Below are 11,847 nucleotides of genomic sequence, written 5' to 3' on the forward strand. Positions count from 1 at the left end.
ACCCCTGCCGCGGTGAGGGATGCACCACCGGCCCCAAGCCCGAAACGGTGCTGCGCGGCCCAAACGCAACGGGGAGCTGCCAATCGCGGGCCTGCTTACAAGCTGCCTGTAGGCGCCGAGTTTGCTCCACTGCAGCTGCCCACCAGGATCCGACGTTGAGTCCGGCTTTGTATTGGCGGCGCTCTTGCTTTTTGGGATCCCAGAAGCTAGCCCGCAGAAACTCCAGCTCCTCATCAGCAAAGAGCTTTTGCTTAGCCCCCAGGTGATAGGTGCGGTTTTGGGCACTGACCCAGGGATCCTCATCAATGGAAACCTGAGGGGGCTTGAGGATGCCGGTATCCTTGAGGGCATGAGCCGGGGATCCCAAGGGCACGGCTGCCCAGTAGTGCTGCCACTGATGCTCCAGCCATCCCTGCCAGGTGGGGTCCTCTGGGTGCAACTGCCTCAGCCAGCGGCGATCCCCCTGCAGGTAATCCAGCACCTTCTGGGCCAACTGCTTCCATTCTTCCTTGAGGGTCTGCTGCGCCATCTGCATGGCCGCTTGCACCCGGTCTTCCGGCAACAGCAGCAGGAGCACGTTGGGAAAACCGGCGGTGAGCAGGGCGTTGGCAGAAGGTTGAGGGATCCATTCTTCAAATTCGGGGTACTTCTCCCGCAGCCAGTAGTCGATTAATGGCTGGCCATAGAGGCTGGGGTAGAGTAGGCAGTCGGGACCGTATTTCTCGGCAAGCCGCCAACTTATGCGAGCAGAAAGGTAGTGCAGCAGCCAGGAGCCAGCCCAGAAGTCCCGCATTTTGCGGCTGGCTTTGATCAGCTCCTGGATGGGGTTGAAGGTAAAGCTCACCAAGAAGGGACGCGCGAACTTGGGCTCGTCGTAGCCGGCCAAACATCCCGCTAGGGCTGCGGTGACGCTGGCGTGGCTCCACAGGGATCCGTCTGGCAGCCGGGTTTCTGCTGGCAATAACAGCAAGCTTTCATCCCCAAACTCCTGACAAATAGCTTGGGGAAAGCACCGCCAAAACCACCAAAACACTTTTTGGGGATCCGTCTCCTGCCGAACCCAATCAGGGATGGCGTTCTCCTCCCGTTCCATCAGGTGGTCTGCACGGGAGCGGGCATCCTTGAGGGCTTGGTGTTGCTCATTGGACAATTGCCAAAAGTGCTTGCGCCCCGAGAGCAGATGGCTCATCTCCAGTCCAGAGCCTAACCCCTGGCCGCGATCCTCAACCTGGTAGTCGATGGCTACAGGCAAATGGCCAATGGCCGCGCGGTCGCTGGCCGAGGCGATGAGATCGGCATCGCCTATGGGAGAGGATCCCTCGGCTTTGGGAGAAGACCATCCCTGCATCGCCGCCAGTCTGGTCCACAGCCCTTCCTTGGAGCGGCCAGTCCTGTCGTGTAGGGCTTTGAGGGCGGGATCATGTAACAGACCCCAGAGCTTAGCTTGCCAGTAGTAAGACATGGTGTTTTCGCTGGAGAAACAGAACAGTTAGGAACTCCTCGAACAAGGAACAAAACCCCGGTAGCCACCCGATGTCGTGGCTACAGAAGCTACAAAACAACATCGATCTGATCCCGGCCAGCCCTCAGTTTTCTTCAGTATTTCTCAATAGCCGTTGTTTGACCAAAAACCCAGAACCTGAGGGCGAACCGATGTCTTTAGCCTACGGAGAAGTGGAAAGATCCCCTTCCAACTTCCCTTCTGCCCAGGTCAATTTGGGAAACAGCTCTTCCAGGCCAGGCAGCAGGTCTTGCAAAACAAAGCTTTCTAGAGCTTCGCTGTTCAAAGGGTTTGGATTCATCTGCACATGGGCAACATCGTTGCGGTACTGGCTGAGGCGAGACCAGAGGTTGGCAAGTTTCTGCACATCGGGAACATGGGCAGCAATGTCAGGAGGCGCCTGGGGCTGGTCTTCCCGTGGAATGAGGGATCGGCCCGATTCGCCAGTCGCAGGGGGATCTCCAAGGGGCTGGTCTTCTCGTGGAATGAGGGATGCCAACTGGTGTTCAATTCCCTGCCGCTCTTCTCGTTCGAGGTAGTTTTGGATCCCCTCACAGAGGCAAAGGGCGGAGACCACCCACTCCCGGGCCAGTAGAAGAGCTTGGGTGATGAGGCGCTTTTCTACATACCAGCGCAGCAGTTGAAATTGCTTTTGAACTTGGGCTTTGGGATCCGAAGCCCTGTCCGCGGGTAGAGCCAGTTGGCTGTAGCTATCCTGAATGCTTCGCAGCAGCAGGCCAAAAGGCTTGGCAAATTGACCCACCTCTTGCTCCAGATCCGCGGTGGAGTGCTTTTGCAAATTGGGCAAGTCCTCTTTTAGGAGATTGACAGGTCTTACCAGTTCAAGAGAGCGGGAAACATTGCGGATGGCTCGGCCAAAGCTTTGCAGCCGAGTAGGTCTGGGATCCCCTTTGCCAGACTTTTGTCGGCGGTAAAAGTCCCGTTGAACTGTATCCAAAAGTTGGCCCAACTCCAGCGCCGAGCCGGTGCTGATGAATTTGTCGGTAGCTGTCAGCCAATCCAAAAGCCGAAGGGCGGGGGTGAGATCGATGATGGGTGTTTCCTGCTGGTCTTTGAGATAGAGACCGTAGTACAGCCCCTGAATATTTACATTCTTGGCCTTGCGCAAAAGGGCGGCTCCCAAGAGCACCAGTACGGGGATGGAGCGAAAGGCGTGGGTGATATCGAAAACCAGCCGCGTATGGGGCTCGATGCTATCGACCAGCACATCGAAGATCTGCCAGGTCTCTGCCTCGGTTTTCCCTTCAGGAATGGCCTTGGCAATTTTCTCCACGTGGGGGGGTAGGCAGTCCTGTAGATGCTTCCAATGGGTGTCATGTGCTTCTTGGGTTAGCAGCACAATCACTCTCTCGATGTCAAAGAGCTGACAGAGGGCTTTGGCAACATAACGGGTTCTATCGGCTTTCCGCTCCCCAAAAACATACACCGTCTCGCTGTAGGGGCTGGTGCCTAGAGTGGTCAAAAGGGTATTAGCCATAGGGATCCTCTCGATGATGGCTTTCAAGCATTGAAGCACGGGCATCTTCAAGCTACTGCAGCTTGGAAGCCCCCCCTTCTCAAGTTGCCTGGAGAGGGTTCTGGGTTGAATGTTGCCCTATCCTCTCCCGAAAAGTGGCATCCTCTGCTCAGCCGGTGCCAGAAAGATGGGGATCTCTACCCCCAAAATTGAGTGGAGCCATCTTGCCGCTGGATTTGGATCCCTGCTCGACAACTGTTTCAAAACGGTGAAGGTGGGGGATGTCAGAGCTAGCCTAGACAGAGATTCGGCCATCCTAAACAACGGGGATCCTGTGATGCTATCGACTCCAGAGTTGTCCATTTCAGGTCAAAAGCTAACTCCCGAACAGTTTCTGGCCTTGCCGGAGGGGGATATTGTCTATGAGCTAGTCGATGGGCGGGCCGTCTCCAAAAACGAACCCATGTCGCCAAAACGCTTCCATGCTCGTCTCCAACCGGTGTTGTGGCAAATTTTGGAGGACTGGTGCTCTAGCCCTGAGTGTCCTAAGCCTGGGTCAGCACATACTGAGTGGGCAGTTGTTTTAACACGAAAGGCAGAGCCCTGGATCCCAGTTCCTGATGTTACTTACATCTCTAACGAGCGATTGCCAGTTGAGGCCATGACCGATGAACCTTGTTTTGCCATTCCCGAGTTGGTGATCGAGATCCTTTCTCCTGGCCAGAGTTTTGGGGCCATAGCTCAGAAGGCAACCGATTATCTAGAAGCTGGGATCCCCCGCGTTTGGGTTGTGGATCCCCAAGCCAAGAGCATCACGGTCTTCTATCCCGATGCCCCGCCGCGCACCTTTACGGGATCCCAAGCCATTCAAGATGATTTCCTGCCGGGTCTAAAGGTGATCCCTCAAGATGTATTCGCTCAAGCCCGGATCCCTTAGGGGGTACCTAGCGAGCCCACGATAATCAGAGTTAGTTCCAGAAAGAGAGCATCCGGCAGACTCCACGGTCATGGACATGATGTCCACGGTCACGGAATGATTTTCCTCTGATTGCCGTAAGGCGTTGAGCACAGATTTAGCCCAGCGGCCCTTGCCTTCGCGGCAAGGATGATTTTCCTCTGATTGCCGTAAGGCGTCTTGCTTTCCCTCTGCAGGTTTTGCATCCGAACTCGAGGCAGAGATGGGATCAGATGACTTGGCCGTCGGATGTTATTCTCCCCTTGAGTTTACCGGCCCGCTCTTCGGCCTCCTCCATAACCCTGTCCAGCTGCTCCAGCACCTCGCCCGGATGCTTTTCCAGCACCCGCAGGGAGAGGGCCATCCGTCCCTTGGCCTCATCCACATCGATGACAACAGCTTTGATGCGTTGGCCTGGTTTGAACAAATCCGGTAGCGAGGCTACAAAACTTTGGCTGACCTGCTTGATGTGCAACAGCCCGGTTACCCCTTCTTCCAAGTCCACAAACACACCGAAGGGTTTTAGTCCGCTGACCTTGCCCTCCACCACTTGGCCGGTGGCGTAACGGCTCAGGTTCTCGGACTTTACAGCCGCCCTTTGGGAGAGCACCAGCTTGTTGGCTTCTGGGTTTACCTCGATAAAGCTTGCTGTCAAGGATTGCCCCACCAACTCCTCCAGACTTTCCCGTTGGCTGAGGTGGGAGCGGGGAATGAAGCCGCGCAGCCCCTGCACATCCACCACCACCCCCCCTTTGTTGGTGGCGATCACCGGAACGGTTACCGTCTGGCCGTTGGCTTGCTTCTGGGCCAGCTCTTCCCAAAGCCGCTTCAGCCTCAGCCGCCGCGCCGAGAGCACAATTTGTCCTTCTGCATCTTCCCGCAGGATGAGAAACTCGGCTTCTGTCTTTAAAGGAAAGAGCGCACTCAAATCTTCCCCTGGGCGGATCCCTGCTTCCTTGAGGGGCAAAAAGGCCGGGGATTTGCCGCCAATATCCACCAGAGCGCCATCGTTCTGATGTTGGAAAATGCGGCCTTGCACCACCTGCCCCGGTTGGAAGCTGAGGTTTTGCCTGTCTAAAGCTTGGGCAAAATCTTCCGCAGAAAACGTATCGGCAGCCTGAGAGCGAGAAGAGCGAACGGTCATGGAAAGGGCTCAATTCGAAAAGCAATGTGTTTCAGGATAACCCAAAACTTGCCAGGGATCCCAGCTCCAGCCTCTGGCCTAGATGTAGTACATGAGCCGAGCCTGTTGCTGTTGTGCCTGCCGGTCGCAGAGGTCTTGTAGGGTGGTCTTCTGGAGAATGGCTACCGCCGCAGCTTGGGCATCTTGCCAGGCCTTCAGGAGCACTTCCCGCTCTGGGGTGAGATCGCCCGAGGGCAAGTCGCGGGAGCGGCTGAGATCTTCCCCCTCGATGGCCTGGATAACATCCAGCAGCGAGATCTGCCAGGGTGCTCGGGCCAGGAAGTAGCCTCCCTTGGATCCCCGTTGGCTGCGCACCAACCCCTGTCTGCGCAAGGTGGCCAGCAATTGCTCCAAGTAGCGGTCGGGTATGGACTGATGAGCCGCAATTTCTTTAATCTGCAGCACCTGGCCATCGCTGTAGTGCTGGGCCAATTCCAGAAGGGCCAGGAGAGCATATTCACTTTTGCAAGACAGTTCCAAGATATCCATCCTTGTGGAGGGCTTAGGTCTATGATACTCCGGTTTTTCACTGGGGTTTAGCGGGATCCCGCCCTGAGCTGGCAATGGGATCCAGCCTGTAAGGTGGAATAGGCCCCTTTGGGAATGGTTTATGGCGAGTGTCAGCACCCGGTCTGGTTCAGCACGGATCCCAGCGGAGCGATTACAAACCTTGCACCAACAGATTGGCAAGCTGATTGCCAATATCGAATCCGTGTTTCAGGGCAAATCGCAGGTGGTGCAGGCGGTGGTCACGGCCTTGGTTGCGGAAGGTCATGTTTTGCTTGAAGATGTGCCCGGTGTAGGCAAGACCACTTTGGCGCGGGCCATCGCCCACAGTTTGGGAGCCAAGTTTCAGCGGATTCAATTTACCAGTGACCTATTGCCGACAGATATCCTTGGCCTCACCCTTTTCAACAAAGAAAAAGGGGATTTTGAATTTCGTCCCGGCCCCATTTTTGCCCACGTGGTCTTGGCGGATGAAATCAATCGCACCTCGCCCCGCACCCAAAGTGCCCTGCTGGAGGCAATGGCGGAAAAGCAGGTTTCGCTGGACGATCGCACCTACCCGCTGCCCAGCCCATTTATGGTGTTGGCCACCCAAAATCCTTTGGAGTACCACGGCACCTATCCCCTCCCAGAAAGCCAGTTGGATCGGTTTTTGGTACGGCTGTCGATTGGCTACCCCAGCCCTGAGGTAGAGCGAGCTTTACTCTTGCAACGGCAACAGGCCGAGCCGGTGGATGCTCTGCAGCCGGTTCTCTCCCTGATGGAGTTGCGAGAGATTCAGTCGGCGGTGGATCAGGTGTATTTGGATGGATCCCTGGCGGACTATCTTCTGCAGGTGGTGCAGGCCACTCGCGTGTCCAAGCTGCTGCGGGCGGGGGTATCCACCCGTGGAGCCCTGGCCTTGGCGCGGGCAGCACGGGCTCAGGCGCTGGTGAAAGGGCGCAGCTTTTGTCTACCAGAAGATCTGCAAGCACTGTTCGTGCCGGTACTGACCCATCGGGTTTCTCTGGCCGGGTCGGGAGAGATGGCCGGCAACCGACGGCAAGAGGCTGAGGCGGTGATTCGGGATATTGTCTCCACAATTGAGCCGCCTGTTTGAGGGATCCGTAGCAGCAATGGTTAACTACAGCAGTGAGTCGGGTCGGATCCGGGGATCCACCCACATCAGGAGCAGATCGGCCAACAAATTGCCCAGAATGAGCATGATGGCCCCCAGCAGAAGCCCCGCCATCACCACATTGATGTCGAAACTTTGAACAGCCTCCAAGAGCAGCTTGCCCAGCCCCGGCCAATTGAAGAAAAACTCGGCAATAAAAGAGCCGCTGAGCAGATTGGCAAACTCAAAGCCCAAGATCGTGATCAAGGGGTTGACGGCGTTGCGCAGCGCGTGCAACCAGATCACCCGCCACTCTGGGATCCCACGGGCCCGCGCCGCCTGGATGTATTCCTGCCGCAGCACATCCAAGAAATTGCCGCGCGTAATCCGCTGCAGCCCGGCAAAGCTGGTGATGCTCAAGGCGAGGGTGGGCAGGAGCAGGTGGCGGCCCAGATCCAGCAACTTTTCCCCCAAACTAAGCTCGGCAAAATAAACACTGGTCATCCCCCCTACCGGCAGCCAGCTCACGTTTTGGGCCACAATTAGCAGCAAAATGGCCAGCACGAAGCTGGGCATGGCCTGGCCCAGGTAGCTGAGCAACTGCAACGCCCGATCCAGGGGGGTGTTCTGCCGCAGCGCCCCCAGGATCCCTAGGGGAATGGCGACCAGCCAAGTCAGCACCACAGAGGACACCGCCAACAGCAAGGTAGCGCCGGCGCGGGAGAGGATGAGCTGTGCTACCGGCACGCGATAGGTGTAGCTCACCCCGAAATCCCCTTGCAGCAGGTTGCCCAGCCAGGTCAAGTACTGCCAAACCAAGGGCTTATCCAACCCCAGCCGCGCTTCCTCTTGGGCAATAAACTCCTGGCTGACACTGGGATCCGCCCGCAAGGGATCCAAAAAATCTCCGGGGGCCAGTTGCAACAGCAAAAAACTGAGCAGCGTGATCAACAGCAGCACCGGCACCGCTTGGGTGATCCGCTGCAAAACTAAGGCCAGGGGAGGCCAAAGGTCAAAAGCGCGGGAACGGGAAGGCGGAGAGGAGGTTACAGCCACAGATGCAGATGGATACCTTAAGTGGTGCGCTCTTTGAGTTGGATTCTTGTCGAACTATGCTGACATCCTTGCGGCCAGATTTCCAGTGTGGGGTTTGCCAAGTCGAGCGGCTCTCTTGCAGGGGAATTGAGGGCTCAGGCAGTCCGGCAGACAGAAGCTGAAGCGGTACACTAGTCAGAAGCTTTTTTCATCGAGTCCCGTTGGGAAGACCTCTTGCGAAACCTGTTTCTTACCGGCGCTAGCGGCTGCCTGGGGCACTATGTGTTGGAGCGCCTGGCCCAGCAAAGGGATCCCGAGTTTCCGGAGCGGCCCGCCTACCACCTGTACGTTCTCATCCGCGAGACCAGCCGCCTGCGGCTGCCCCTAGAACGGCTGCCCGCCCCTATCACCCTAGTACCCGGCGATCTCCTGCGCATCCGGGAACACGCCGCTCTGCTGCGCCAGATGGATGGGCTGATCCACATGGCAGCGGCTTGGGGGGATCCCGCCCTGGCTTGGGCCGTGAATGTTACCCACACCCTGGAGCTCTTTCAGTTGTTGGATCCGGAGCGCTGTCAGCAGGTGATCTACTTTTCCACGGCCAGCCTTTTGAACCAGGACCTGGAGCCTTTGGCCATTGCCGGACGGGCCGGCACCGACTACATCCGCAGCAAGTACGAGATGCTGCTGCGGCGGCAGGAAAGCGGCTTCTGGCCGGAGCGCCTGCTCACCCTTTATCCCACCCTGCTCTTTGGCGGCAGCCCCCACCACCCCTACTCCCACATCACTGCCGGCCTCAAGGACGTTCTCCGCTGGCTGGATCTGATCCGCTTTTTGCGGGTGGATGCCAGCTTCCACTTCATCCATGCTGCCGATGTGGCCGAGATGGTCGCCCACTGGGTGGCTCATCCCCCAGGCGCAGGAGATTGGGTGTTGGGCAACTCCCCCTTGTCTTTGGATGAGTGCGTGGAACAGGTGTGTGCCTATTTCAAAAAGCGGATTTATTTCCGCGTGCCCCTGCCTTTGGCTTTGGTTCGCGGCTTGGCCTTCTTGTTTCGGGTGCGGCTTTCCGAGTGGGATGAATATTGTCTGCGCCAGCGCCATTTTGTTTACCCGGCCATTTCCCCAGAAACCCTGGGTTTGCGCTGCCGGTTTCCCACTTTGGCCTCTCTTTTGGATACCTACCTCTAGACCACCTTTGAGTAACAGTAGAACTGGACGCTGCTTCCTTTCCCTCTGGGACGGGGGGATGAGAGCCGAGGACCCAAGGGATCCCACTCGCCTCTGACAGGGATCAGCCGGTGGGGGCCACCGTTTCTCTGATGGCCAAGGCCTGGAGCTGGGCGGCAATGCGCTCGCGGTTGAGGTTTTGCCCAATCAGCACCAGTCGGGTCAAGCGCGGCTCCTGGGGTCGCCAGGGGCGGTCGTAGTAGGTTTCAAATCGGGATCCCACCCCCTGCAGCACCAGGCGCATCGGCTTGTAGGGGACGGCCACAAACCCTTTTATCCGGTAAAGACATTCCTCCTGGGCCAACTGGCGTAGCTGAGCCACCAGGGATCCCGGCTCATAACCTCCCTCCAAGCTGAGGTAGAAAGACTCAAAAGCTTCGTGCTCATGCTCCTCCCCGTGATCGTGGTGGCTGGGGCGGCGCTCGAGCTGGTCTTCCACCGCTGCATTAAAGCCCAAGAGCACTTCTGGGGGAACCTGCCCCCGCTCACAAGGGAGGATTTGAACCTCAGGGCGCAAGTGGTGCCGCAGCCAGCTTTCCACCCGAGCTTGCTCCTCTTGGGTAATCTGATCCACCTTGGTGAGCACCACCAAATCGGCACAACTCAACTGATCCTCAAACAATTCCTCAAGCGGAGTCTCATGGTCCAAACTTTCGTCAGCCTGCCGCTGCGCCTCCAGGGCCGCCGGATCCCCCACCAGTTGCCCGGAGGCCAGAGCCTGACCATCCACCACCGTAATCACCGCATCCACCGTGGCGCCTGTACGAATGGTGGGCCAGCGGAAAGCCTGCACGAGCGGCTTGGGCAAGGCCAGTCCTGAGGTTTCAATCAAAATGCAGTCTAGCTCCGCCCGCCGCTGCAACAGAGCTTCCATGGTGGGCAAAAACTCCTCCTGCACCGTGCAGCAGAGACAGCCGTTGGCCAGCTCCAGAATGGGGATGGATCCCTCCCCCTCACACAGTTGGCAATCCCGCAGCAACTCGCCGTCGATGCCCACTTCGCCAAACTCGTTAACTAACACGGCAATGCGGCGGCCCTGGTTGTTGAGCAAAAGGTGACGGATCACCGTGGTCTTGCCGGATCCCAGAAATCCGGTGATGACGGTAACAGGGATCTTGTGCATCTGCTCTGATGACTCAGCGCTCTTCAGTTTCCACCCCAAACTTTCTTTCTGCCAATCCTTGAGGGGGGGATGCCCAAAAAAAGGCCCCCGGCAAGGGGGGCCAAAGGTACATTCCAGAGGAACTTATGCCCTTATCGGATCGGCTTCATCCGGTAAACCGGCTCGTTCTCGCGGTTGATCCCTTTCTCAAAACCGGCAGCGGCAGCGCGAGCGCGACCGGCATGCCACAGGTGGCCGACAAAGAACAGGAAGCCGAAGATGAAGTTGTGAGCGGCCAACCAGGTGCGGGGGCTGGTGAAGTTCACCGTGTTGATTTCAGTAGCCACACCCCCCACCGAGTTCAGGGATCCCAGCGGCGCATGGGTCATGTACTCCACCGCACGGCGAGCTTGCCAAGGTTGGATGTCGTTCTTCAGCTTGTCCAGATCCAACCCATTGGGGCCCAGCAGCGGCTCTTTCCAAGGAGCGCGCACATCCCAGAAGCGCATCGTCTCACCGCCGAAGATGATCTCGCCCGTGGGGGAGCGCATCAGGTATTTACCCAGACCGGTCGGCCCCTGCGCTTGGCCGATGTTGGCCCCCAAGCGCTGGTCGCGCACGATGAAAGTGAGAGCCTGAGCCTGAGATGCTTCTGGGCCAGTGGGGCCGTAGAACTCGCTGGGGTAGACGGTGTTGTTGAACCAGATGTAGCAGGTGGCAATGAAGCTCATCAGCGAAACCGCCGCCAAGCTGTAGGAGAGATAGGCCTCCCCAGACCAGATAAAGGCGCGGCGAGCCCAACCAAAGGGCTTGGTGAGGATGTGCCAAATCCCACCGGCAATGCAGATGATGCCAATGTAGATGTGGCCGCCGATTACATCCTCCATGTTGTCGACGCTGATGATCCAGCCTTCCCCACCAAAAGGAGATTTAAACAGGTAGCCGAAGATCACAGCGGGGTTCAAGGTGGGGTTGGTAATTACCCGCACATCGCCACCCCCTGGAGCCCAGGTGTCATAGACACCGCCAAACCACATGGCCTTGGCCACCAATAGGAAAGCCCCCAACCCCAACAGGATCAGGTGGATCCCCAGGATGGTGGTCATCTTGTTCTTGTCTTTCCAGTCGTAGCCGAAGAAGGGGAAAGACTGCTCCAGAGTTTCTGGGCCGCGAATGGCGTGATAAATGCCCCCCAACCCCAGCACGGCGCTGGAGATCAGGTGCAGCACCCCGATGACAAAGTAGGGGTAGGTGTCAATCACCTCGCCGCCCGGGCCAACCCCCCAGCCCAGAGTGGCCACGTGGGGCATCAGGATCAGGCCCTGCTCATACATAGGCCGATCCGGCGTGAAGTGAGCCACCTCAAACAGCAGCATCGCCCCCGCCCAGAAGACGATCAGGCCAGCGTGGGCCACATGGGCGCCCAAAAGCCGACCGGAGAGATTAATCAAGCGGGCATTCCCAGCCCACCAGGCAAATCCGCCTTGGGTGCGATCTTGCACCACTGCAGAACCAAATGTTGTCGAGGTCACAGAGACCAACCTCCAATGATAGTCAGGAACAAGAGACACCAAAAAAAGTTTAGTTAACGCGAGCGCCTGCCGTTGGGCTCCCTGTCCACTGGGATCCGCGGCAGGGGATCCCTTGGGCAAGCGCTCATCCTCACAGAGCAGATCTCTAGGGATCTACCGCAGCTAAAGTCGAGCGAGCTCAGTGGGTTTAGAGCGCATTGCCGCGGGGGAGGACTTCTTCAGGGAACTC

General features: G+C 57.8%; 10 protein-coding genes. 3 read left to right on the forward strand and 7 right to left on the reverse strand.

Annotated features, from left to right (window positions below):
- Both NW856_RS05255 and csx2 read right to left on the reverse strand, forming a co-directional pair.
- Nucleotides 1–1,462, reverse strand: a 1,462-nt coding sequence (locus NW856_RS05255) for a type III-B CRISPR-associated protein Cas10/Cmr2 (protein ID WP_414399422.1), incomplete at its 3' end; no start/stop codon positions are given.
- Nucleotides 1,463–1,664: 202 nt separating this feature from the next.
- Nucleotides 1,665–2,999: a TIGR02221 family CRISPR-associated protein gene (csx2, locus tag NW856_RS05260; protein ID WP_414399423.1), complete on the reverse strand. Its 1,335-nt coding sequence runs from the start codon at nucleotides 2,997–2,999 to the stop codon at nucleotides 1,665–1,667.
- Nucleotides 3,000–3,315: 316 nt separating this feature from the next.
- Between csx2 and NW856_RS05265 the strand changes: the two genes are divergently transcribed.
- Entirely contained in the window at nucleotides 3,316–3,915 is a 600-nt protein-coding gene (locus tag NW856_RS05265; protein ID WP_414399424.1) for a Uma2 family endonuclease, read from the forward strand.
- Between the two features lie 247 nt (nucleotides 3,916–4,162).
- Here NW856_RS05265 and NW856_RS05270 read toward each other — a convergent pair whose 3' ends face one another.
- Both NW856_RS05270 and NW856_RS05275 read right to left on the reverse strand, forming a co-directional pair.
- Nucleotides 4,163–5,077, reverse strand: a complete 915-nt coding sequence (locus tag NW856_RS05270) for a S1 RNA-binding domain-containing protein (protein ID WP_414399425.1) — start codon at nucleotides 5,075–5,077, stop codon at nucleotides 4,163–4,165.
- Between the two features lie 78 nt (nucleotides 5,078–5,155).
- Nucleotides 5,156–5,596 (reverse strand): RrF2 family transcriptional regulator, encoded by a 441-nt coding sequence (locus NW856_RS05275; RefSeq protein WP_011432485.1) that lies wholly within the window; start codon nucleotides 5,594–5,596, stop codon nucleotides 5,156–5,158.
- Between the two features lie 130 nt (nucleotides 5,597–5,726).
- On the opposite strand from NW856_RS05275, the gene NW856_RS05280 reads away from it, so the two are divergent.
- Nucleotides 5,727–6,722, forward strand: a complete 996-nt coding sequence (locus NW856_RS05280; protein ID WP_414342457.1) for an AAA family ATPase — start codon at nucleotides 5,727–5,729, stop codon at nucleotides 6,720–6,722.
- A 24-nt stretch (nucleotides 6,723–6,746) separates the two neighbouring features.
- Here the strand turns inward: NW856_RS05280 and NW856_RS05285 are convergent, their stop codons facing one another.
- Nucleotides 6,747–7,775, reverse strand: a complete 1,029-nt coding sequence (locus tag NW856_RS05285) for an ABC transporter permease (RefSeq protein WP_414399426.1) — start codon at nucleotides 7,773–7,775, stop codon at nucleotides 6,747–6,749.
- A 213-nt stretch (nucleotides 7,776–7,988) separates the two neighbouring features.
- On the opposite strand from NW856_RS05285, the gene NW856_RS05290 reads away from it, so the two are divergent.
- Nucleotides 7,989–8,945, forward strand: coding sequence for an NAD-dependent epimerase/dehydratase family protein (locus NW856_RS05290; RefSeq protein ID WP_414342926.1), 957 nt, complete (start codon nucleotides 7,989–7,991; stop codon nucleotides 8,943–8,945).
- Nucleotides 8,946–9,048: 103 nt separating this feature from the next.
- Here the strand turns inward: NW856_RS05290 and cobW are convergent, their stop codons facing one another.
- Both cobW and psbC read right to left on the reverse strand, forming a co-directional pair.
- A complete protein-coding gene (cobW, locus tag NW856_RS05295) occupies nucleotides 9,049–10,107 on the reverse strand; it encodes a cobalamin biosynthesis protein CobW (protein WP_414342924.1) in 1,059 nt (352 codons plus the stop codon).
- 131 nt (nucleotides 10,108–10,238) lie between these two features.
- Nucleotides 10,239–11,618 (reverse strand): photosystem II reaction center protein CP43, encoded by a 1,380-nt coding sequence (psbC, locus tag NW856_RS05300; RefSeq protein WP_414383044.1) that lies wholly within the window; start codon nucleotides 11,616–11,618, stop codon nucleotides 10,239–10,241.
- Nucleotides 11,619–11,847 lie beyond the last annotated feature (229 nt).

This window comes from Synechococcus sp. R3-13, from assembly GCF_047462195.1.
Classification (GTDB): domain Bacteria; phylum Cyanobacteriota; class Cyanobacteriia; order Thermostichales; family Thermostichaceae; genus Thermostichus.